This is a genomic window from Mycobacterium asiaticum (assembly GCF_001673635.1).
GTDB classification, from domain to species: Bacteria; Actinomycetota; Actinomycetes; order Mycobacteriales; family Mycobacteriaceae; genus Mycobacterium; species Mycobacterium asiaticum_C.
The window spans coordinates 1-22,758 of sequence record NZ_LZMH01000060.1 but is presented as its reverse complement, the minus strand read 5'-3'; the positions used below and the strand labels follow the sequence as shown (position 1 = coordinate 22,758).

Below are 22,758 nucleotides of genomic sequence, written 5' to 3'. Positions count from 1 at the left end.
CGATCGCGATCAGCGCGGCGGCCTTCGGCTTGGCCTTCTCGGCCTGGGCGGCACGTTGTTCCGCCTCCTTGGCGGCGGCACCTTCGGCGGCGTCGGCGGTACTGGCGGCAACGCGGGCCAGCTCTGGGGTGACGGCGGGACGGGCGGGCTCGGCGGCTCGGGCAACGTGTTCGGCGGCAATGGGGGCGTCGGCGGTAAGGCCGGCGCGATCGGCAACGGAGGCGACGGCGGCGACGGCGGCAGCGCGGGACCGGCAGGAACCACCGGCGGAAAGGGCGGTGCTGGCGGAGGGGCCATCCTGATCGGCAACGGCGGCAGCGGCGGCAACGGTGGCACCGGCCCGTATACCGGCCAACCTGGCGACGGCGGCTCCGGTGGCGCGTTGTTTGGCTTCGCGGGTCCCGACGGGCGGTGGTAACCGCTAATCAGTCGCGCTGCAACAGATCCAGCAGATAGCCGCCGTACCCGGACTTCACCAGCGCACCGGCCCGCTGCGCCAATTCCTCATCGGTGATCCAGCCTCGCCGCCACGCAACTTCCTCGGGCACACTGACTTTTAAGCCCTGTCGCAGTTCCAGCGTGCGAACGAAGTCGGACGCGTCCAGTAGCGAGTCGAATGTGCCGGTATCCAACCAGGCCGTGCCGCGGGCCATCACCTCGACCGACAGACGGCCCCTATCCAGGTAGATCTGGTTGACCTCGGTGATCTCGTATTCTCCGCGCGCCGACTTTTTCAGACCTTTGGCTATCTCGACCACGTCGTTGTCGTAGAAGTACAAGCCCGGCACCGCATAGTGAGACTTCGGAGTTTCCGGCTTCTCCTCCAGCGACACCGCCATGCCGTCGGCATCGAATTCAACGACACCGTATGCCGAGGGATTGGCCACCCAGTAGGCGAAAACCGCTCCGCCGCTGATGGTTTGAAAGCGGCTCAGGCTGGTGCCGAGGCCAGGGCCATAGAAAATGTTGTCGCCCAACACCAATGCCACCGAATCACCGCCGATGTGGTCGGCGCCAAGGACAAAAGCCTGCGCCAGACCGTCCGGACTTTCCTGAGTCACCCAGCTGAGGTTGATGCCGAACTGACTGCCGTCGCCGAGAAGCCGGTGGAACCCGGGCGCGTCATGCGGAGTCGTGATCATCAGGATGTCGCGAATGCCCGCCATCATCAGCGTGGACAGCGGGTAGTAGACCATGGGCTTGTCGTACACCGGCAGCAGCTGCTTGCTGATACCCATAGTGATCGGGTGCAAGCGCGTCCCCGAACCGCCGGCCAAGATGATGCCGCGCATACCGGCTCCTTAAGCTCAGTCGACCCGGTCGTCTTCGGTCAGTTCGGTTGCCGCCAAGGCCGAGGCCAGATCCTCGTGCCGGAACACCGCCGTGACGTGGTCGCGCACCACCCGGAAGGCCGATGCGGCGGTTGCCGCTGTGAAGGGCTTGTTTCGGTCGCTGATGTTCTGTTCGACGACCACGATGCCGTCGTGCACATACATACGGCCCAGTTCGGTCCGCGCTGTGAGCGAGGCGACCCACCTGCGCAGGGCATCATGCCCCTGGGCGGCCCCGTGCGCATCACCGATGTCGATGTCGTCGCTGGATAAACTGATCAACGTATCGATGTCGGAGCTGTTGAGAGCGTCGTGCCAAGCCAGCACGGTGGCGATCTCCGATGTGGTCATGGTCTGCAAGTCTAAAGAGGCGTGCGATCCAGCCATCTTTGCCATACGGACTCGTCACCGAACAGCGCTATCCCCGTGTTGCCGATGGGGACCCGGCGCGTCATCGTCAGCAACAACTCGGTGGCCGGACCGCGTAAGGCGACGGTGCCTTTGCCATGCTCGTGAGCCCAGGTGATCGCGCCCTCGTCGAGGCGGATCGTCCATTCCCCGGCCGATTCCAGCCCCGGATCGGTGGCATGCAGGTGCACCGAGTCGTCGCCCTCGATCGGTAGCTCCCCGCCATCGGCTCCGGCCCGGATCGCGATGCGCTCCAAGAACTCCTCGATCCCGTCGGCCGCCACCTCGGGGTCAAGCGCGAAGTCGGCGCCCAGCGCGATGGCGACGTCCGCGCGGTGCACCGCGTTCTCGTGGAGTCGACGGCGGATCCACCAGTTCGCGGGCCGCGGACCAAGGAAGGTCCATACCGGCGTCTGAACACCCGTCAGTTCGACCGCGTCGACGAGTCGCTGCGCGCCGCCGTTCAACCAGGAGACCGCGTCGTCGAGGTCGGGTGGCGGCTTGCCGGCCTCGACGCTGCGGAAGTCCAGGAAGCTGTCCATCCGGTCGCGCACGATCTGCGCGGCCCACCGGTCGCCTCGACCGACGTGGCGGAAGAGTTGCTCGATGGTCCAGCCCGGGCAGGTCGGGACCGGCGCCGTTTGATCGGCGGTGCGGATCAGTTCCCCGAACGCGCGGGTTTCCCGGAGATAGGCCGACGCGTAATCCACCCGGATGACGCTACTCGCCGCCTCAGTAGGCCGATACCGCGTTGGCTTCCGCCCAGGCCTTTTCCGCGTCCGAACCGCCCGGCGGCGGCGTGATGCCGTTGATCATCCAGAGGTCCTCGCTGGTTTCGTCGACGTGGAACTCCCAATGCAACTCCGGGTGTGCCTCGACGACAGGCGTCATCAGCCGGTTGATCCAGCGGGCGATCCGCTGGCGATCCGCTTTGTCGGCGGCGCGCCGGGCGATGTGGTCGATGACGACGCGCAGACCTACCGGGGTGGGCTCACCGCCGACGTAGAAGTCCTGGGGCTGGGTTTCGTTGAAGATAGTGATCACGTAGAAGCGCGGCAGTCCCGCCTTCTCGTAGTGATCGGCGATCCGGGCGGACAGCTCGCGCTTCTGCTCGTCGCTGAGCAGCCCTGGCGTGTGGTGAAACATCCACAGCGGCATAGCATTTCCTTTTCTATCGATTCGACTACTGCGCCAGTGAGAAATCGAGATTCTCCACGGGGCCGGACAGGACGGATTTCACGTTGACGGTGACGTCGTCGGTGAGCACCTCGACGGCACCCGCTTCCAGGCCGTCCACGATGCGCTTGGCAATGTCGGCCGGCGTCGTCTTCTGCAGCGGGAGCGCGGAAACCATGTCGGTATCGATGAACCCGGCATGCACCCCGACGACCTGGGTGCGTTGTGCCGCGAGTTCGACTCGAAGCGAGTTCGTCACCGACCAGATCGCCGCCTTCGACGCGCCGTAGGCTCCGCTGCCGGCCAACCAGGACAACACCGAGTGCACGTTGACCACCGCGCCGCCACCGTTGGCCGCCAGGATCGGGGCGAACGCACGCGTCACGCGCAGCGGCCCAAAGACGTTGGTGTCAAAGGTTTCCGAGATGGACTCGAAGTTGCCGGTCAGCAGGGAGTCGGGAATCAGGACGCCGGCGTTGTTGATCACGATCTCGGCATCGCCGGCCACCTCGGCGAGCGCGGCCACGGATTCTTCGGAGCGCACCTCGAGCTCGTGGGTGACTACCGCGGGTCGCCCGTCGACGAAGGGCGACCTGGCCGTCGAGTACACCTTGCGCGCGCCGCGGGCCAGCACCTCGTCGACCAGGGCCGCACCCAACCCGCGCCGGCCACCCGTGACTACGACCACCTTGTTCTTTATCGCAACCACCGGACCGCTCCTCTGCCTGAATAACGACTACGTTATCCAGATATAAGCACTGTAGGCTGAGTAATGCAAGCGTTAGTCATGTGAGGTGGGCCATGGAATTCGAGAACAAGCTGCGCGATCGACAGCAGTGGTCGATCGGCGACGGGTGCTCTATGGCGAAAGTGCTCGACCTGCTCAGCACCAAGACAGCCTTTCTTGTGGTCCGTGAATGCTTCTACGGCACAACGCGGTTCGAAGACTTCGTGGAGCGGATCGGCGCCTCCGCACCCGCCGTATCCCGGGCGATCAAACAGCTGGAGACCGCCGGCATACTCACCCGGGTGCCCTACCAGGAACCGGGTAGGCGGGTCCGCGACGAATACCGGCTGACCCCGGCGGGTCAGGACCTGCTGCCGGTGTTCCTGTCGTTAATGCAGTGGGGCGACAAGCACCTGCAGAACGGCCAGGGCCCGCTGCGGTTCGTGGCCGCCGACACGGGCCGCCCGGTACGTGTGCGCCTGACCGACGAGCCAGATGCCTCCGCGCCGGGGCCCGACGACATCGAGATCCGGTTCAATGCCGGGTTCAAACGGGCCCGGTAACGACTCAGCTCGCCAAGTGCCGGGGCTGTCCCGGCAGCGGTGTACCAACGCGAACCGACCATGGCTGCCAAGTGCCCTCGGCCACCGATTGAGCAATCTCGTCGATCCGGCGGCGCGACGCCGCCCAACCGCGCACTCGCTGCGAACCCACCTCGATTCCGCCCCGCTCGACCAGAACCACCCAGCGCAAGCCGAACCAGTGCGCTGCGAACCAGAACGGCCAGATGACAAACATCAGCACACCGAGCACTTCGTCACCGTCGTCGAGGAGCTCGAAATCCCAGTCGAAGGCCCATTGCCGGCGCACTTTCCACTGGACGCCGTGCGGGTCGGTCACCTTCGCCATGGCGAAAGTCTGCGACCTACGTCTTGGGAAATTCTTGCTTCATCGCCACGCACCGAGCGCATACTGTTCGACCGTGGACACGATCGCCATTCAGGACCGGCTGTTCCCGACCATGACCTGCTTCGGGTGCGGTCCGGCGAACACGCGCGGCCTTCGTCTGAAGAGCTACCCGGCCGATGGCCACGTCAGGGCGACGTTCGCGCCCTGGCCCGAACACGACAACGGGATGGGTTTCCTCAACGGAGGCATCATCGCCACGCTGCTGGACTGCCACACCGCCGCCGGTGTGATGAATGAGGCTGCGGCACAAGGCTGGGAGGCCCCGCCCGGGGTATTAATACCCTTCGTGACCGCCGGCATCGACGTCCGCTATCTGCGCCCCAGCTCGCTGGACAACGAGATCGAGCTGAAAGCGGTCATCGTCAAATCCTCCGAGGCCGAGATCGTCTGCGACGCCGAGCTGGTTTACGCCGACAAGACCCGCGCCACGGGTCACGCCGTCTGGAAGCGGTGGCGCGCGCGTTAGGCGTGTTCACCAAAGCCCCCCGAGGCCGTAACGTCTCAGGCATGCGCACCCATGGGTGGGGCGGTGCCAAGCCCGCGACCGACGAAGAGGCGATCGAACGGATTCTCGATGCCGCGAGCCAGGCCATCGACGAACGTGGCGGAGACATGCGGATCGCCGACGTGGCTCGAAGCCTGGGGGTCTCGCGGCAGACCGTCTATAACTACTTCCCGGGCACGAACACCCTCATCGAGGCGGCCGCGACTCGATCCAGCATGCGGTTCCTGGACAGGCTGGCCGCGCATTTGGCCGGCATGACCGATCCCGTGGACGCGCTCGTTGAAAGCCTGGCGTTCACCCTGGAGTGGTTGCCGGACGACAAACACGTGCAGCTGATGTTGGTGCACGATTTCGCGAAGGCATCCACGGGTGTGACCTCGGAGCTGGGGATCAGGTTCGGCCACGGGTTGCTGGCCGGTCTGGACGTCGACTGGACATCTCTCGGCCTCACCGACGCTGACCTCGATGATTTGGCGGAATATACGCTGCGAATTCTGCAGTCCTTCATGATCGACCCGGGCCGCCCGCCGCGCACCGGTGAAGTGCTGCGCGCCTATCTGCGACGTTGGGTGGCGCCGGTCCTGATGGCCGAGATCGCCAGCCATCGGGTGTGATGCACCGGCGGTTTGACGATTTAGGTAAGCTGTCCAGTCAAGTGAGGTGATGGCATTGACATTCGACACAGTGGTTGAAAACGGCAGGTGGTTCGACGGCACCGGAGGGCCCTCGGCGATCCGCAACATCGGCATTCGCGATGGGCGGGTGGCCGCCGTGTCGCCGACACCGCTGGACACGGAAGGCTGCCCGAATGTGATTGACGCCGAGGGCAAGTGGGTGATCCCCGGCATCATCGACATCCACACCCACTACGACGCCGAAGTGCTGGCGGCGCCCACGCTGTCGGAGTCGCTACGGCACGGCGTGACCACGATAGTGATGGGGTCTTGCTCGCTGTCCACCGTGCACGTCGACGCCGGCGAGGCCGCTGACCTGTTCGGCCGGGTGGAGGCCATTCCGCACGAGCACGTGGTGCGCATCGTCGGTGAGCGCAAGACATGGAACAACGCGCAGGAGTACATCGAGGCGTTGGAATCGTTGCCACTCGGACCGAACGTAACGGCGTTCATCGGCCACTCGGACATGCGGACCGCGGTGATGGGCCTCGACCGCGCCACCCGTGAAGACGTCCGGCCCACCACGGCCGAGCTGGCCCGGATGGAGCGGATGCTGACCGAGGCGCTGGATGCCGGGTTTATCGGAATGTCCTCGCAGCAGCTGCTTTTCGACAAGATCGACGGCGACACGTGCCGGTCGCGAACGCTGCCCTCGACGTACGCCAAGCGCCGGGAATTGACTCGGCTGAAAACATTGTTGCGTCGGGCCGGCCGTGCGCTGCAGTCCGGTCCCGACATCTCCCACCCGCAGAACATCGTCTCCCAGGCGCTGCAGTCGCTCGGTATCCGTCGGCCGCTGCTGAAAACCAGCCTACTGGCCGCGGCCGATATGAAGTCGGCACCGGGGACCATCTGGCTGACCAGCGGGCTGGCGGCATTCGTCAACCGGTTCGGCGGCGACTTCCGCTTCCAGCATCTACCCGTGCCGTTCGAGGTGTACGCCGACGGGATCGACCTGGTGGTGTTCGAGGAATTCGGCGCCGGAGCGGCGGCGTTGCATCTCAAGGACGAGGTCCAGCGCAACGAGTTGCTGCGGGACGAGAACTACCGCAGGCAATTCCGCAAGGACTACGACAGCAAGTTCGGTCCCCGCGCCTGGCACCGGGATTTCTTCGACGCCGAGATCGTCTCCTGCCCCGACGAATCGGTGGTCGGCAAGTCGTTCGGTCAGGTCGGAGTGGAGCGCGGCGGCTTGCACCCAGTCGACGCGTTCCTCGACCTGGTGCTCGAGCACGGAACCGCGATCCGCTGGCGCACAACGATTTCCAACCACCGGCCGGAGATGCTGCGACGGCTGGCCCAGATGAAGGGTCTGCAGATCGGCTTCTCGGACGCGGGGGCGCACCTGCGCAACATGGCGTTCTACAACTCCGGGCTGCGACTGCTCCGCCACGTCCGCGACGCCGCGAACGAAGGCCGGCCATTTCTATCCGTCGAGCAGGCGGTACACCGGCTGACCGGTGAGCTCGCCGACTGGTACGGGATCGACGCCGGCCATCTGCGGGTGGGCGACTGGGCTGATCTGGTGGTCATCGATCCCGAACGCCTCGACGAGTCGCTGGACTCCTACCACGAAGCGAAAATCGATGTCTACGACGGGCTTTCACGGATGGTGAATCGGAACGACGAGACGGTGAAGTCGGTGTTCGTCTCCGGGCGCGAAGTTTTCCGGGACGGCAGACCCACCGAAATCCTCGGACGCGAGCGCACCGGCGGATTCCTGCGCGCCGACGCCCAACCGCGCAACGTGCCCGTCCCGGTCAGCGTGTAGGTCGTCGCGCACCCAGCCGGAACACGCGCCAACCCGCGCCCTCCCACTTCGCCACGTCGAGGCAGTTGCGTCCATCGACGACCACCCTGGCCCGCACGTGGCTGGCGAGGGCATCGGGGTTGAGTTCGACGAACTCGCGCCATTCGGTCAGCACCAGGACGGCGTCGGCGCGCTCGCAAGCCTCCGCCACCGAGACCGCGTAGTTCAGGGTGGGAAACAGCCGGTTCGCGTTGTCCAGGGCCTTCGGGTCGTACACGTTGACCGCGGCCCCGTTGAGCTGCAGTTGACCTGCCACGTTCAATGCGGGCGAGTCGCGTACGTCGTCGGATTCGGGCTTGAAGGCCGCGCCGAGCACCGCGATGTTGGCGCCCAACAGCGAGCCGCCACAGGCAGCGGTGGCCAGTTCGACCATCCGGCTGCGGCGTCGCATGTTGATGCTGTCCACTTCGCGGAGGAAGGTCAGCGCCTGATCGGCTCCCAGTTCACCGGCCCGGGCCATGAATGCGCGGATGTCCTTGGGCAGGCAGCCGCCGCCGAACCCCAAGCCCGCATTGAGGCACTGGCGTCCGATGCGGGGGTCGTATCCCAGTGCGTCGGCCAGCACGCTGACATCGGCTCCGGCGGCCTCGCACACCTCGGAGATGGCGTTGATGAACGAAATCTTGGTTGCCAGAAAGGCGTTGGCAGAGACCTTGACCAATTCCGCGGTCTGCAGATCGGTCACCAGGAAAGGCACCTCCGCGGCTAGCAAGCGGCCGTACACCTCGCGCACCGCAGCTTCAGCCCGCAACGAATCCTCTTGCACCCCAAGCACAATGCGGTCCGGGTTCAAGGTGTCGTGCACCGCGTAACCCTCTCGCAGGAATTCGGGGTTCCAGGCGATCTCGACGTCGACGCCCGGCGGCGCCAGCGCGGCGGCCCGCCGGGCCAGTTCGGCGGCGGTGCCGACCGGGACCGTCGACTTGCCGACTAGGACCGACGGCCTCGTCAGCCGGGGTACCAGGGCGTCGATGACGGCGTGCACATGCCGCAGGTCGGCACCGTATTCACCCTTCTTCTGCGGTGTGCCGACACCGAGAAAGTGGACGTCGGCGAACTCGGCCGCCATGTCGTAGTCGGTGGTGAAGCGCAGCCGTCCCGCAGCGAGGTTGGCGGTCAACAGCTTTCGCAGGCCGGGCTCGTAGAAGGGAATGTCGCCACCGGCGAGCTTGGCGACTTTGCCCGGGTCGATGTCGACTCCGACGACCTCGTGGCCCAGCTCGGCCATGCCCACGGCGTGGGTGGCGCCCAGGTAGCCGGTACCAAAGACGGTGCAGCGCATACCACCGTGTGTAGGTGGCCGCGATGAGCGATCCGCATCGCGACGCTGAACGGCAGACGGCTACCCGGCGAAATCAGATGCCGGGGATGCCGGGGATGTTGAAGCCACCCCGGCCGCCGCCACCCCCGCGACCGCCTTTGCCGCCCTTGCCGGGACCACCGCCGGGCCCCTTGGGGCCGGGCGGCTTGCCGATGTTGGGCGGCTTGCCGCCGCCTCCTCGACCCGGCGGGTCCAGCGAGGGCAGCTGCGGAGTGAAGATCGGGGGCAACGGCACCGGGACGGGAACCGGAACAGGGGCGGGCGCGACGGGCACCGGGGCCGGCGCCTCCGGCACCGGTACCGGCGCGGGGGCCTGCGGGACCTCGACCGGCGCTTGCGGCGCGTTCACCGGCGCCTGTGGAACCTGCACGGGCGCCGGCGCGGGAGCCTGCTCGGGAACGGGCGCGGGGGCTTGCTCGGGAACCGGCGCGGGCGCTTGCGGCGCCGGAGCCGGCGCCTGGGGCACCTGCTCGGTGGGCACCACGATGGCCTGGCCGGGATCGGGCCGGGTGCTGGACGTGTGCCGGATGCTGACCGCCAACGAGACAACCAGCGAAGCCACCCCGATCACGAAGATCGATAGCAGGATGCTGCCCAGCAGGGCGAACGGCTTCCGGTCCTCCTGCTCATCGGCGCTGTCCGCGCTTTCGGCGCTGTCCACGGCGCTGTAAGCCAGGCCGGACTCCACGTTTTCGAAGTGGACCGGGTCAAGTGCGAGCGGCGTGTAGGCGCCGGTGCCGGGATCCTGCGCCCAGGCCTGCGCCGCGGTGGATGACGACAACAACGGCGTGTTCGCCGAGGCCAGCGCCGCACCCCAGGCGAGCGCGGTTTCCGGCTCTTCCGGCGCGGTCACCGGCAGCGTGGTCGCGGCCTCAAGAGCCGGCTTGATCATGGGGACGTCAACCCCGGAGCCGACGACGAATACGGCGTCTGGGCGCGTCTGCAGCGCTTCCGCTTCCGAAACCAGCGAGGCCAGTTGCGCAACAGCCGCGTCGTCGTCAGCGGCCAAGGGCTGGCGGTGGATGTCGGCGATCGACCCGTCGGCGCTGTCCACCACGGCCAGCGTCGCGGTGTCCGGCTCGATGAACAGCAGGGCCGTCTGCGCGTAGTTCGTCTCGTTGCCGACCGAGTGGGCCAGCGCAGCAGCGGCCAGGAACGCCGAGACCAGCATGACGTTTTCGACCTTGCGGGTGGCCAGCGCGTCGCGGAGCGCGGCGGCCTGAGCGGGGTCGTGCCAGGTCACACCGGTCGAGGCCAGCTGGTAACCGCCTTCGGCCGCGCCTTCGCGGGTGCCGAGGATTGCAGAGATCACCTGCTCGGCCGCCTCGGTCGAGGCTGTTTGGGGTTCTGCGGCAAGGTCGAACTTCTCTTCGTCGACCACGACGCCGTCGCCGTTTTCGCCCTCTACCAGCACCATCCGGACGGCCGCGGGCGCCATCGACACGCCAAGGACGGTGTCCACTACTCCCCCAATCGGTTACCTGGATTCCCCAACCCGTTAACTACAACGTACCCAGACGTGGGGCAACATTCCCTTTGAGTTCGTTGTGTAAGTGAACTCACCGGCGTGCTGCATCAAAGCAACACAAGCGATTTCGCAAATCGACCAGCTGGGCCATCACTGGTTGGCGGCGGTTACCACTACCTGTGACCGTGGCCACCGCCGCCGAAGCCGCCATGGCCGCCGCCGAAGCCGCCACCGCCTCCCCCGAACGGACCGTGACCGCCACCGAAACCGCCACCGCCACCACCAAAGGGACCGTGACCGCCACCGCCTCCCCCGAACGGACCGTGACCACCGCCGAAGCCGCCGCCCGGTCCGCCACCGAACGGTCCGCGACCGCCACCGAACGGCCCACGATCCGCCGGACCACCACCACCGAACGGGCCGCCGCCGCCGACCGGCCCGCGTTCGGCCGGACCGCCGCCGCCGCCGAACGGACCGCGGCCACCGCCGAACGGTCCCCGGCTGGGGTTGGGCGCCTGAATCACCGGTGGCTGCGGAACCGGGTTGACCACCCGCGGCGGCACGGCCGGCACCGGGAGCTGGGGCGCAGGCAGCTGGGGTTGCTGGCGCGGGACCTGGATCACCGGTGGCCGCAGCAGCGAGTCGGGGCCGGGGATCTGCAGGGGCGGCACCACGATGGGTACCACGGGCGGGGCCGCGACCGGCTCGGGCAACCGCGGCGCGGGCAGTTCTGGGGCGGGCACGACGGGCGCCGCGGGCGCCGGCGCCGGTTGCGGCGGCACGGCGCGTGGCACCGCTGGGCCCGGCAGGTCGATCTTGGGCTGCGGCGCGGCAACCTGGGTGGGCGCGGGTGGCGGCGCGGCGGGCGCGACCAGATGGTTCTCATTCGGCCTGGGCTGCAGTGCAACGGTCGGGCGGATGTTGATCGCCAGTGCGACCTCCAGCGCGACCACGGCCGCGATGGCTACCACTGCCAACCCACTGCCCACCAGCAGCGCCGGCCTGCGCCGCTCGGCCCGCTCAGCGTCGTCCTCGTCCGGCACCGCGCTGTAAGCCAGATCGGTGGCGGCTCGGTCCTCAGGATCCTGCGCATACGCCAGGGCGGCGGTGGACGAAGCGAACAGCGGCGCGCTTCCCGATGCCAACGCCGCACCGCGGGCCAGCGCCATCTCGGGCTCTTCGGGCATGTTCACCGTCAGCGACGTGGCCGCCTCCAGCACCGGCTTGATCATCGGCACGTCGACACCGGAACCGACCACATAGAGGCCGTCAGGTCGGGCAGTCATGGTCTCGGCGCCCGACACCAACTCGGTCAGCTCCGCCACTGCTGTGTCGTCGTCATCGGCCAGCGTTCGCCGCAGCACATCGCACATCGACCCGTCGGTGGTGTTGACCACGGCCAAGGTGGCGCTGTCGGGCTCGATAAATAGCACACCGGTCCGGCGGTAGCCGATGGACTCGCCGACGGCCTGGGCCATCGCCACCGAGGCCAGAAACGCGGAGACCAGCATGACGTTCTCGACCTTGCGGGCGGCCAGCGCTTGGCGCAGCGCGGCGGCCTGCATCTGATCGGTCCAACTCACGCCGATCGACGACAGCCGCAGGCCCGCGTCGACGGCGCCCTCCCGGGTGCCCAGGATCGCTTCGACCACCCGGTCCGAGGCCGACGTGGCCTCGGCGTCACCGGGCAGGCGGAAGCTGTCTTCGTCAACAATGACGCCGTCGGCGTCTTCGCCCTCGACCAGCGCCATACGGACATCCCTGGGCGCCATCGACACTCCCAGCACGACGTCCATAGCCCCTCCCAAAAGCTTTGCCCCAAGCACCGCACAACAATCCCCAGTGTTGCGCGACCCCCATTGTGCGCGCGAAAACTGTGCGACGCCTAGGTGATCCGTATGAAGTTTTGGTACGACCGCGACGGTGTCGGCCCCCGCTGGCCCTGGTACTTCGAGCCCGCGCGGGAACTGCCGTAGGGATGCTCGGCCGGGCTGGTCAGGCGCAGGATGCACAGCTGGCCGATCTTCATCCCAGGCCAGAGCGTGATCGGCAGGTTGGCGACGTTGGAGAGTTCCAGCGTGATGTGGCCGTTGAAACCCGGATCGATGAACCCGGCGGTCGAGTGCGTCAGCAGCCCCAGCCGGCCGAGCGACGACTTGCCCTCGAGTCGTCCGGCCAAGTCATCGGGCAGGCTGCAGACCTCCAGTGTCGAGCCGAGGACGAATTCACCGGGGTGCAGCACGAATGGCTCACCCGGTTCGGGCTCGACCAGGCTGGTCAGCTCGTCCTGCTGCTTCGCCGGGTCGATGTGGGTGTAGCGGGTGTTGTTGAAGACGCGGAACAGCGAGTCGAGCCGGACGTCGATGCTGGACGGCTGAACCAGGGAGTCGTCGAACGGTTCGAGGCCCAACCGGCCCGCGGCGATTTCGGCCCTGAGGTCGCGATCGGAGAGCAGCACCCGACGAGCGTATCTGCCGTACGGGCGCGCGCTGGGTCAGCGGACGAAGATGTCGTCGCTGCTCGGGTATCCACCACCGGTGGTGGTGACGTGGACATGGTCGTAGTGGCCATAGCCGCCGGATTGAGCGCCGCCGCCGGGCGTGTAGTAAGTGCCGCGCCAGATGGCGTCCTGGATGCCGAATTGGTCCGCGTTCTGCATGACGAATGTGACGATCGCGTTGCCGAGTTCGATGCCTGCGTCCGAGCTGGGGTCGGGGATCATCACGTCGACCGCGAGACCGTCCGGATGCCACCGGAGCGCGTCCGGCCGGACGCCGCCGATCTGGTGGATTTCGGGAAACAGTGCGCTGATCGCGCGCGCCACCAGGATGGTGCGGACCTGTAGGCCGGCCTCCGGCGCGACGCCGACGGGGAACGACCGGATCCCGACGAGGCCCGCCCGAGAGCGCGACGCCGGCGCCACCTCTTCGAGGTTGAATTTCAAGCGAGAAGTGTCGATTTGCGGCGCCGCCTCTGTGGTGGCGAGCTCAATGCCCCACGGACCCCCAGCGGCTACCTTCTGCTCGCTCCGTCCGACGGTGGAATGGATGTCACCGCCGACGGCGAAGAACACGGCCCCCGAGGCTATGGCTGCACCCAGCACCGCTGGGGCTTTCCGCCTCTTCCTAGCTAACGCGTGCCTGCCCACGGATGGTCACAATACGAGGTTAAAAATGATAACGAAAGGGTAAACGTGACAATCTCACGCTTGTCATTGCGCGAATGGGTAATGGTTGTCCAGATTACGCATTCGTCATTCCGCATGCTTTAGGCGGTCGATCAACCCGCCATTTCCACCTTACAGCCGGCCCCTCCGGCGTAATGCGGACCCGTGTCGGCCGCGTCCCGACGGTGGCCGCCAGAGCGGGCCGTGAGCGCCAAAATCATTGGAATGATGCGGGATTCGCACTCAACTCTGCGAGCGATGGCGGTGGCGCCCGGCAGGCTGCGTCGGCAACGCAGCATCCGGGCGGCAACCGGGATTGGTGGCCCGCCGGGCGCCGGCTCGGCAGCGAGTTCGGGGTCCTGCTCGCGGCTCGCGGCGGCACTCCAGTTATTTCGATCACGTCACCGCCTCGACCCCTCAAATCGGGCCAGCGAACCCGCGAAACGGCTGGGAGGTTCCCGCTCCCCACACAGGCAGCCGATGCTAGCCTTTCTGAGCAACCGCGCCGATGTAGTTCAATGGCAGAACATCAGCTTCCCAAGCTGAATACGCGGGTTCGATTCCCGTCATCGGCTCCACATAACAGCAGCTCAGAGGTCTGCCATTCGACAAAACCTCGACTACCACCTGAGACTCTGTACGGCTGGAAGTCGCATAGCTGCTGCCGTCCCTCGTAACCCAAACCATCATTGCCTTCATTTGGGCCTTCGACCGGGCGCTTACCCGCGGCTATATGCAGAAGCCACTGTTCGACCATTACGGCGTTGATGAGGGCAAGTTCTGGCGAGAAGTCACGCACTCAAGAAGTCCTATGGGGAATACGAGCTACAGACACACAACCGCGGTGTGCCCCACCCCGGCTTCGGCGCAGCCCTGATGTTGTTGAGGCTGAATCATTTTGCTTCCCTTGCCTTTTAGCCGCTAGCCAGCGCGGCCCGCAGCTGATCACATTGGCTGGCGAAGAATGTCAACGAGACCGGCGCGTCCGGCACGATCACATCAAAAGTGTGGAAGGCGCCCACCGCAATCTCGACGTGGCAGGGCGTGCCCGCCTCATTCAAGCGCCTGCCGTACTCGACAGCCTCGTCATGAAGCAAGTCCAACGAGCCGGTGCCGATCCAGGCCGGTGCCAGCCCGGCGAGGTCGGTGCGCCGCGCCGGGCTTGCGACCGCGGGGTCCGCATCACCCAGATACCACCGCCACGCTTTGCGGTTGTCCGCCTCCGACCAGATCAAGCGACGGCGACCCGTGGCTTTACTCCCGGTGCGGTCATCGAGGTTGGCCTGGGACAGCAATTGAAAGGCCGGCTGGATCTCGCCGCGATCGCGGGCCAGAAACGCCAACGCCGCGGCCAGCCCACCACCGGAGCTGAGACCGCCGATCGCGACCCGTGACGAATCTACCCACGGCTGCTGCGCCAACCACCGCAGCGCCGCGTAGCTGTCTTCTAGCGGAGTGGGGTATGGGTGTTCGGGCGGCAACCTGAAGTCGACGGCCGCAACCGCGACGTTAGCTAGATGAGACAGCCTGCGGCAGAAGCCGTCTTCCTGTCGCGCGCTACCCAACACAAACCCACCGCCGTGGATCCACAGCAACGCAGGGGCGGGATCAGCCAGGCGTGCCGGACGATGCAGGCGCACACTCACATCAGCATCAACCGCCACCACCGGCACGTCACGAACGGCGTTGATGCGTCCCAACAACGTCATCGCCGCACGCGGCACCGCGAGCCCACGGTCGAGCCCGAACCCCCTGGGCAGAACTCTGGCCACGGTCCGCAAGGCAGGGTCCACATCAGGTCCCGACGTGAACGAGCTCACCGCCGGCAAGTCTCGTCGAGATCATGCAGACCGTTTTCGATGTCGTTGACAACTCCCAACAAGACGAACATGCCTGCGATGATGGCAGCCAACACGGCGCGACGCGGCCCTTCCGTGTCATTCGCAAACGAAGAGCGGTGCCAAGCCCGCTAGGTCAGCAGCCGTCGCCACGACGGCCTTACTTCGCGATCGCCCGCGCAGGATCAATCCTGCGCACCCCTTGCCAACCGCCCGCGACCGGGCGAAGACCACGGCGCGTACGCCACACCGCACGATCGTCCCCGCAAGCCGCGCCAGGATGCGTCGAACGGCGCCCATCACCCCTGTGCCGGAAGCAAGCTGGGCCTAAAGCCCAGCTTTGCTGTTTAGCACTTACCGGAACTCATTCGTCAAGCGGGTACGGGAACATAACGTCTGATGCCACGCAGAGCCCGTTTGCTGGCCAGACCTTACCAAGCATTCGGAGTTCAACGCTCTCAGCGACGCGCCTACCCGGTCAGGTGCACCCCGAGCGCCCACGCGACGGTGGCGAGTAGTGCGCCAGCCAGCTCCACACCCGTCGACCACATGACTCCTTTCACGGCGTCTGTGTAGAGGTCGTGCCAAAAGGACACCAAGAAATCCTCAAGCCGTGCTTGCCAACCTCTGCCATCGACAATTTCCGACTCGACAGCAGAGAGACTCATGACCGTCCTGGCACTCACCGAACCACCCGCTGCGGCACCCCGCAGGTGGGATGGGTTCGTCAAGTGGGTGTGGATCGGCTTGGCGGCGATCGTCTGCAGCCTGGTGGGCGCATTGGAGTTCGGCGTGCTGGGCGTTATGGAAAATGCGGACGAGCTTCCCGTCGTGATGGCGTTGGCGACGGCCGCACAGCCGGTTGAAGCCGGGCCTGGTGGCGGTTACGTCGACCACGCCGAATGGGCTACGTCGGGGGGCCGGCCCAGCTTACGGGTGTATCCGACAGCCGCGGGACGTCGAGTGTTGTCGCGTCTAATCGGACCCGGTCGAGCGTGGGCCGAGGTACTCAGGCTGGTTCCCGACGCCGACAGTCCGGGGATGCGCGAGCAGTTCGCCTGCCACTGGCGGTTTGCCGAGTTCGGCAAGCCAGGCAAGACCAGCTGGAACCTGGAGCCGTGGCGTCCACTGGTCGGCGACATCACCATGATCGCGTCCCGCTGCAACCCCGGCGGGAACGAGGAGTCTTACTGACCGCTTGTTGCTGCAGGTAGGCCCCAATTCAATTCGCGCACCAGGCCACTGCAGCGCCACGTCAATCTCGGTCTTGTTTCAGCCTCAAATCCTGCTTCACTAATTGAAGGCGGGGACGGCTCATCGCGTCAGGGGGATTGGCCAATGTACCGACGAACGATTTCAACTGGCGTCGCACTGGTTCCGGACAGCCTACGGTTCGTAGAGTCCCGCAATAGCGTCTACGCCGCCGCCACTGACGGTCGATTGGTCGCCGTCCGCTTGTTCGACGGCAGGCTCGTCAATCTCGGCGCCGGTTACACCGGCCCAGTGGGGGTCGTGTCGTTAACGGACGGCCTGCGTCTGGCTGTCGCCGAGTCCAGTGGTGCCATCCTCGTCGTCGCGCGCGATACGGCAGACCGCCAGCATGCGCGGCTGCTGGCCCAGCTGCCCACTCCCGTTCTCGGTCTCGACGAACACCCGGATTCCGGTTCACTGCTTGTGCTTTCGGACGCATCATCCGACGGCCAGTTGTTGCCGCAGCTTCTGCAGTGCGACCTGAAGACCGGCAACATCAGCGTGGTCGCCACCGACCTGGACGGAGCGCGGAGCATGGTCATCGATACCGACCGGCGCAGCGTGCTCGTGCTGTCGGTGTTGGCCGACGGGTCCCGAACGCTGACGACGATCGGGCTCGACAACGGCGCCGTGGACACCGTCACCACCGAAGCGTACGACCACTTCACCAGCGCGCCGGCCGCCGGTGCGCTGGCCGTGTTCGCCACCCGATCCGATCCCGCGTCACCGGGCAACGACACGCTCACCTACTGGCAGGGGGCCGAAGCGGCAGTGGAACCGCTTCCCGGACGCGTCGATGGCTTGACACGCTGGGAGTCATTGGTCCTGATCGCCTCCGGTGCGGATCTGCACGCGGTCGAATGGGAGATCGACGACGGGCAGGTGCCGATCACTGTCCCGCTCGGGCCGCTCGCGGTTACCGGATACGCGCGGTTACTTGTCGACCTACCCGCGGCGGGGCTCGCCGTCGGCGACGTGACCTATACGGTGCGGGAAGGCGTTGGCGCGGGCGCCATTTCGCTCGGCGTCGAGTCGCCGAATCCGGATGGCACCGAGTCGGTGATGTTACTCGCGGGCTTCTTGGCCGGTGAATTCCACGTCGAGGCACTCAGCGTGGCCGACGGCAGCACGCTCGCGGTCCGACGCTTCCGCGTGACGACGCTGTGGCCCGACGACGTTTCGGGGCCGCCCATCGCGATCACCGGTGACGTGGGGGCGACACTGATGAACTGGGGCGGTACCGGCGGGGTGGCGGGCTACCGCTTCCCCGCACCACGCGAGTGGCGTGTCCTGGTCGTCCTGCTCTTCCTGAAGGACCGGGACTACGGCGACGGCGAAAACGCCACGCGCGACGAATGGAAACAACGCGTAATCGGTGACGGCGAGTCGTTACGTCACTACTACGAGGAAGTGTCAGCCTACGTCGCCAACACCCACGGCATGACCGTCAAGCTGGTCGGCGATCAAGTCTTCGGTCCAATTTCGGTCAACCGCGGCTGGGGCGATGTCTTCAAGAAGAGGGGCGGCGTCAACAACGGCTGGCAGTCCACCCCAGAGGGCAAGATCGAGATGGCCGGTGCGGTGAGCACCTTCTTCGCCGATATGCCGGGCGGTGCGGCGCAGATATCGCTCGCCGATTCCTTTGTGATCGTGGTGCGTTCGGGCTCCGACGATCCGATCCCGATGGGCGCCGGCAACCCCGATCTGCCGACGAAGTACGTGTGGGGTCACGCCAACCCGTCGGTGAGCTTCTGGCGCAAGGTCACCAACCCCGACACGTCGTTCACATTCACTCAGTTCCAGCGGCCGGTCACGTTCGTCACCGATGCGTTCCCGGCTGCCGCGCCGAACAAGAACGTCACGCGCACGCTCTGCCACGAGGTCGGTCACAACCTGGGTTTGGACGACCTGTACGACGCTGATGGCGACTACCCCGCCGAGGTGAACGAGCGGGCCGTCGGCGCCGTCGATCTCATGGGCTCGTCTCAGAAGTTGCCGCACTTCTCGCTCGCCAACCGGATCGCCCTGGGTTGGATCGATCGAAACTGGCTGCGCCGCTTCGATTTCACTGCCAATCCCGCCGGGGGCAATGTGGTGCTGCAGGCCGTCGAAACCATCGACGCGGGCGGCCCGACGGGGGGCCGGGCGGCGGGTATCGAGGTGCCGATCAGCGACGATTGGAGTTATCTGTTCGAATACCGTCGCGAGCAATCGGGCCAGATCGGTGACCAGGAGCTCGATCCCGCCGTCGATCCCGGCAGCACCGAGCTCATCGCCGGAACCGATCTCCGATTCCGCGGCGGAGATGTGGCCCGTCCGCCAATCTTGGCCCTACCCAACGACGCCGACGGCGACGGGCCGGTGCTCGACTCCGACGGCCAGGACTACACCGACAGCGACGTCACCAACCCCCAGCGAATGCACGACTTCGTCTTGCGACTGGACTCGATCCGATCGCCGGACAACGACTCGGCGAAAGTAGTCGTCGATTACCTTGAGGCGCACCGGCCCCAGTTGCTGGTGCACCCGGCCCCGGGCAAAGGCAATTTCAAGAGCCCGGACATCAGCCTCATCGGTCCTCTGGGATTGACGATGCCGGTGGTCGTCAAGGGCGCAACCAACATCATCAAGATCACCGTGCACAACGTCGGCTCACTCGATGCCACCCAGACGCAGATTCACGTGAAGTGGTTGCCGTGGACCTTGACACCCGGCGACTGGCGCGACCTCGACGACCCACCGGTCTTCAACGTTCCTGCTCGAGGACGGACCACACTGCAAGTGCCGTGGCCTCTGCCGGCATCGGTGCCGGTCGGTGACGACCATGTCGAAGCACAACATTTCTGCGTAAGGGTAGACATCGACCGCTACCACGATCCGGCGCACCCCGATGCGGACGAGATCGTCGTCTTCGACAACTGGGCCCAATCGAACTTCGGCACCAAAGCGGTGGGCTTCGGGTCACCGTCGGACCGGCTCAGCACGGCAGCCACTGCAACAAACACGTTGGCCCGCAATGCGACTTACCTTTTCGATGTGCACCAGGACACACCGTGGTATCGGATCTATCTGGGTCACGCCTGGCTGCAGCTAGCGCCGGGTGAAACCAGGGCAATCCCAGTTGCCTACGAGAGCCTGGCCGGAGACCCGGTTCACGGCAACGATTTCGAGCGCAACCTGGAGTGGATCCTCAGCCATGAACACCACCTGGTTGTCGTGTCGTCGTTGTTGCCGGAGGACACCGAGTGCGGATCGCCGCGCCGCGTGTTCGGGTGCGGACTGACGTTGCGGACCGGCCGCCGTGTACTCATCGACGAGGCCGGCCACGATGAGGAGGTGGTCTTCGCACGTGTGGCAGCCCTCCGCGGCGGCGTCTGGGAACCGGTGCCATCCGGCCAGTTCAATCTCGCGGCGTGGCCGGACGATGATCCCGCCCGCGTGGCAGTCAGTCACGGGCAGATCAGCAACGGTCGCGGGAGCACACCGATTCCTCGAAACACCCTGCAAGACCTACGAAATGGCCGTCCCACATCTTTCACGTTGGGGCGCCCGGGCGACAACACTTACATCACGGCAGTAACGACTCCGCAGTCCTTGCTCTGACCAAAAACCCGCACGGCGTGCAGCCGTTTGAACAGGTCCCGCGGCAACAATGTGTCGCGGGGCTGGGGCCCCGCCTTGACCTCGTTGCGCACCGTGCGTAGCTACCAAGCCATCATCTAGAAATCTCGAACTCCTGCTCGGACGGCAGACGCATTCGGTCTAGCGGCGAGCGCGAGCCATCCGGCTTCACCGGGTGCTGAACCGCGACCAGCACGCGGTCCCGTAACGGTCCCCGCGTCTGCAGCCGTCACTTACCGGACGTGCAACTAGCTTCCCAAACGGAATACCTGGGTTCCATTCCCGTCATCGGCTCTACGAAAGCGTCGTTGAAACCATTAGGGGTACAACGCTTCCAGCCAGGCGCCTACTGGGTCAGGTACACCCCGAGCGCCCACGCGACCGTGGCGAGTAGTGCTCCAGCCAGCTCCACACCCGTCGACAGCATGACTCCTTTCACGGCGTGCTTCGTCGAGGTCCACGCCAGCCGCTGGTCTCCGCGGCCGGCCAGCTCCGCCAAATAGACGCCCGACACGAAGCCGATCAGCAGGCCGATCACCGGAATTACGACGAAACCGATGATGCCCAGTCCCGCGCCGGCCGCCAAACTCAGCGTGCGCACGTCGGCGGCCCGCATCCGCTTCACGGGCCAGGCGTATTTGATCAACGTCGCCACGCCGAGCAGCGCGGCCACCACGCCGAGCGTCACCCACGCGGTGATGTTGTTCTCGACGACGGCCCACACCGCGATCGCGAGGAACACCAGCAGCGTGCCTGGCAATAGCGGCACCACGATGCCGATGACTCCGACGGCGATCGCGAGTGCGACGAGGACGATGCCGGCAACACTCATGGTGCCAACGTATCTCTGTGGCGTGGAAGGTAAACCCGCGCGCAGAAGCCTCCAGCCAGCGCATCCGTTTCCACGCACGACTCCGGCCAAGATCAGCCCTGCAAACGCCGGAATATGATGCCGCGCTGGGAACGGCCCAAGCTGATTCCCGCTTGGAGAGGTAACTATGGTGGGCCGACGTGAGAACACGGACAGCAAGCTGGGTTGGGCGATTCGCGGTGGTAGCCGTCGCGGCTGCCGCCCTGTCGTTCTGCCCACCCGCTGCGCACGATCCCTCGGCAACGATCACCCTCGCCGACCGCAGCGTCCCGCTGGACCCAGCCTTCGACCCAGGCGACGGGTCATTGCCCGATGGACGTCCGCTGACGCCTTTCGACGTGCAGAACCCGGCGATCGGACGCCTTGATCCGACGTTGTTGAGTGCCATCCAGAGCGCCGCCACCGCGGCAGGCAACGACGGCATCACCATGACCATCACCTCGGGCTGGCGGTCACCGGCGTTCCAACAGCGGCTTCTCGATGAGGCCGTGCAGACCTACGGCAGCTTGGCGGTGGCGCGGCAATATGTGCAGACACCTGCAGCATCCCGACACGTAGTAGGGGAAGCGGTGGACGTCGGCGGTGTGGGCGCCGATCAGTGGCTCATCGCCAATGGCGCGCGCTTTGGGCTGTGTCAGATCTACGCCAACGAGTTGTGGCACTTCGAATTGGCCGCGGACGCGGCCGGAAACTGCCCAGCACTGCTGCCCAACGCGTCCGGATAGATGAATTCAGACCGGTGTGGCGTCCGAAGCTTGTCGACGATGGACGTCATTCCCATGCACCCGCCACCAAAGCCGCTTTAGGCTCGTACGCGGACAGCTCCGGGCGGCGCTAGCAGTACGCGCGAATTGGGGGTCCGGCAGCACCAGGTTGCGCCTCGGCGCGATCGTCGGCTTGTCAGGGCGGTGTGGTGCCGAAGTTAACCGAACGAGCCCCCTGTCCCGCCGGCGCCACCGGCGCCGCCCTGACCGCCGCTATCGCCGACCGGGGCGCCTCCGGGAGCGCCGCCGACACCGTCACCGCCTGGCACGGTAACCCCTCCGTATATACCGGTTCCGCCGTTTCCGCCGTTGCCACCGTCGCCGCCGCTCGCGGGCGGCGTCTGAAAGGCGCCCGGGCCACTATCGCCCCCAGAGCCACCCTTGCCGCCATCGCCACCGGCGGCACCGAAGCCGTTGCCCCCATTGCCTCCGTTGCCTCCGTTGCCTCCCCTGATACTGGGTTGGCCTGTGCTCGCGCCACTGCCGCCGCTACCACCTCTGCCGCCAGCACCACCACCGGCGGCGCCATCTCCGCCGCGACCGCCATTGCCGCCGCCACCCGGGTTACCGAGCTCGGTAAAAACTGTTCCGCCGCTGCCGCCGTTGCCGCCGGTTCCTCCGGTGCCGCCAACTCCCTTTGCTCCGCTTGCCCCGACGGTGGATCCGGCACCACCGGCGCCACCCACTCCGGCCTGGCCCCCAACTCCGCCTTGGCCGCCGTCACCACCGCGACCACCATCGCCGAAGACGGTCTCGAACGCGTTGCCGCCAGAGCCGCCCTGCCCGAGGTGATGGTCATGGTGATGCCGTCGTTGCCTGCCGCGGTGGCGGCGCTCTGGATGGCACTCAACAACGTCG

Annotated in this window: 21 protein-coding genes, 1 tRNA gene and 2 pseudogenes; 10 read left to right on the top strand and 14 right to left on the bottom strand. The window is 66.3% G+C overall.

Going from position 1 to position 22,758, the window contains the following annotated elements; all coding sequences use genetic code 11:
* A pseudogene (locus A5645_RS28195) lies at positions 1-418 on the top strand (hypothetical protein); the annotation flags it as partial.
* Positions 419-425: 7 nt separating this feature from the next.
* On the opposite strand, the gene rfbA reads toward A5645_RS28195, so the two are convergent.
* From rfbA to A5645_RS17100, 5 genes are read right to left on the bottom strand one after another with little or no spacing between them, the layout of a single operon-like run.
* A complete protein-coding gene (rfbA, locus tag A5645_RS17120; RefSeq protein ID WP_065036832.1) occupies positions 426-1,292 on the bottom strand; it encodes a glucose-1-phosphate thymidylyltransferase RfbA in 867 nt (288 codons plus the stop codon).
* A gap of 15 nt (positions 1,293-1,307) precedes the next feature.
* Positions 1,308-1,682: a nuclear transport factor 2 family protein gene (locus A5645_RS17115; RefSeq protein ID WP_065036840.1), complete on the bottom strand. Its 375-nt coding sequence runs from the start codon at positions 1,680-1,682 to the stop codon at positions 1,308-1,310.
* 11 nt (positions 1,683-1,693) lie between these two features.
* A complete protein-coding gene (locus A5645_RS17110) occupies positions 1,694-2,449 on the bottom strand; it encodes a maleylpyruvate isomerase family mycothiol-dependent enzyme (protein ID WP_065130419.1) in 756 nt (251 codons plus the stop codon).
* Positions 2,450-2,471: 22 nt separating this feature from the next.
* A complete protein-coding gene (locus tag A5645_RS17105; protein ID WP_065130418.1) occupies positions 2,472-2,897 on the bottom strand; it encodes a tautomerase family protein in 426 nt (141 codons plus the stop codon).
* 25 nt (positions 2,898-2,922) lie between these two features.
* Positions 2,923-3,624, bottom strand: a complete 702-nt coding sequence (locus A5645_RS17100; protein ID WP_065130417.1) for an SDR family oxidoreductase — start codon at positions 3,622-3,624, stop codon at positions 2,923-2,925.
* Positions 3,625-3,716: 92 nt separating this feature from the next.
* Here A5645_RS17100 and A5645_RS17095 point away from each other — a divergent pair, with 92 nt between their 5' ends.
* Entirely contained in the window at positions 3,717-4,205 is a 489-nt protein-coding gene (locus A5645_RS17095) for a winged helix-turn-helix transcriptional regulator (protein ID WP_065130416.1), read from the top strand.
* A gap of 4 nt (positions 4,206-4,209) precedes the next feature.
* Here A5645_RS17095 and A5645_RS17090 read toward each other — a convergent pair whose 3' ends face one another.
* Positions 4,210-4,551 carry a hypothetical protein gene (locus tag A5645_RS17090; protein WP_065130415.1) on the bottom strand — a complete coding sequence of 114 codons (342 nt, stop codon included), beginning with the start codon at positions 4,549-4,551 and terminating at the stop codon, positions 4,210-4,212.
* A 73-nt stretch (positions 4,552-4,624) separates the two neighbouring features.
* Here A5645_RS17090 and A5645_RS17085 point away from each other — a divergent pair, with 73 nt between their 5' ends.
* From A5645_RS17085 to A5645_RS17075, 3 genes are read left to right on the top strand one after another with little or no spacing between them, the layout of a single operon-like run.
* Positions 4,625-5,077, top strand: coding sequence for a PaaI family thioesterase (locus A5645_RS17085; protein ID WP_081288400.1), 453 nt, complete (start codon positions 4,625-4,627; stop codon positions 5,075-5,077).
* A 41-nt stretch (positions 5,078-5,118) separates the two neighbouring features.
* Entirely contained in the window at positions 5,119-5,730 is a 612-nt protein-coding gene (locus A5645_RS17080) for a TetR/AcrR family transcriptional regulator (protein ID WP_065036826.1), read from the top strand.
* Positions 5,731-5,785: 55 nt separating this feature from the next.
* Entirely contained in the window at positions 5,786-7,561 is a 1,776-nt protein-coding gene (locus A5645_RS17075) for an N-acyl-D-amino-acid deacylase family protein (protein WP_065130421.1), read from the top strand.
* Here A5645_RS17075 and A5645_RS17070 read toward each other — a convergent pair.
* The 5 genes from A5645_RS17070 to A5645_RS17050 form a co-directional block, all read right to left on the bottom strand.
* Complete coding sequence (locus tag A5645_RS17070) at positions 7,551-8,882, bottom strand: UDP-glucose dehydrogenase family protein (protein WP_065130414.1); 1,332 nt, start codon at positions 8,880-8,882, stop codon at positions 7,551-7,553. The two genes, A5645_RS17075 and A5645_RS17070, sit on opposite strands and share 11 nt — an antisense overlap.
* A 73-nt stretch (positions 8,883-8,955) precedes the next feature.
* Positions 8,956-10,383 carry a DUF7159 family protein gene (locus tag A5645_RS17065; RefSeq protein WP_253867026.1) on the bottom strand — a complete coding sequence of 476 codons (1,428 nt, stop codon included), beginning with the start codon at positions 10,381-10,383 and terminating at the stop codon, positions 8,956-8,958.
* Positions 10,384-10,562: 179 nt separating this feature from the next.
* Complete coding sequence (locus tag A5645_RS28780; protein WP_065130413.1) at positions 10,563-12,185, bottom strand: DUF7159 family protein; 1,623 nt, start codon at positions 12,183-12,185, stop codon at positions 10,563-10,565.
* Between the two features lie 89 nt (positions 12,186-12,274).
* Complete coding sequence (gene dcd, locus A5645_RS17055; protein ID WP_065036823.1) at positions 12,275-12,847, bottom strand: dCTP deaminase; 573 nt, start codon at positions 12,845-12,847, stop codon at positions 12,275-12,277.
* Between the two features lie 36 nt (positions 12,848-12,883).
* Positions 12,884-13,537: a VldE C-terminal domain-containing protein gene (locus A5645_RS17050; RefSeq protein ID WP_065036822.1), complete on the bottom strand. Its 654-nt coding sequence runs from the start codon at positions 13,535-13,537 to the stop codon at positions 12,884-12,886.
* Between the two features lie 522 nt (positions 13,538-14,059).
* On the opposite strand from A5645_RS17050, the gene A5645_RS17045 reads away from it, so the two are divergent.
* Positions 14,060-14,133, top strand: a tRNA-Gly gene (locus A5645_RS17045).
* Between the two features lie 336 nt (positions 14,134-14,469).
* On the opposite strand, the gene A5645_RS17040 is transcribed toward A5645_RS17045, so the two are convergent.
* Together A5645_RS17040 and A5645_RS27830 are read right to left on the bottom strand one after the other, a co-directional pair.
* The gene (locus A5645_RS17040; protein ID WP_081288402.1) at positions 14,470-15,375 is read right to left on the bottom strand and encodes an alpha/beta hydrolase; all 906 of its coding nucleotides are present in this window, start codon (positions 15,373-15,375) and stop codon (positions 14,470-14,472) included.
* A gap of 488 nt (positions 15,376-15,863) precedes the next feature.
* Positions 15,864-15,989 carry a hypothetical protein gene (locus tag A5645_RS27830; RefSeq protein ID WP_301336994.1) on the bottom strand — a complete coding sequence of 42 codons (126 nt, stop codon included), beginning with the start codon at positions 15,987-15,989 and terminating at the stop codon, positions 15,864-15,866.
* Positions 15,990-16,227: 238 nt separating this feature from the next.
* Here A5645_RS27830 and A5645_RS17030 point away from each other — a divergent pair, with 238 nt between their 5' ends.
* Both A5645_RS17030 and A5645_RS17025 read left to right on the top strand, forming a co-directional pair.
* Positions 16,228-16,587: a DUF2599 domain-containing protein gene (locus tag A5645_RS17030; RefSeq protein ID WP_231123231.1), complete on the top strand. Its 360-nt coding sequence runs from the start codon at positions 16,228-16,230 to the stop codon at positions 16,585-16,587.
* 309 nt (positions 16,588-16,896) lie between these two features.
* On the top strand, positions 16,897-20,247 hold the full coding sequence (locus tag A5645_RS17025; protein WP_155768049.1) for a metallopeptidase domain-containing protein: 3,351 nt from the start codon (positions 16,897-16,899) through the stop codon (positions 20,245-20,247).
* Between the two features lie 364 nt (positions 20,248-20,611).
* On the opposite strand, the gene A5645_RS17020 is transcribed toward A5645_RS17025, so the two are convergent.
* Positions 20,612-21,097, bottom strand: a complete 486-nt coding sequence (locus tag A5645_RS17020) for a DUF456 domain-containing protein (RefSeq protein WP_065130409.1) — start codon at positions 21,095-21,097, stop codon at positions 20,612-20,614.
* A gap of 179 nt (positions 21,098-21,276) precedes the next feature.
* Between A5645_RS17020 and A5645_RS17015 the strand changes: the two genes are divergently transcribed.
* Positions 21,277-21,861, top strand: coding sequence for a M15 family metallopeptidase (locus tag A5645_RS17015; RefSeq protein WP_065130408.1), 585 nt, complete (start codon positions 21,277-21,279; stop codon positions 21,859-21,861).
* Positions 21,862-22,049: 188 nt separating this feature from the next.
* A pseudogene (locus A5645_RS17010) lies at positions 22,050-22,758 on the top strand (hypothetical protein); the annotation flags it as partial.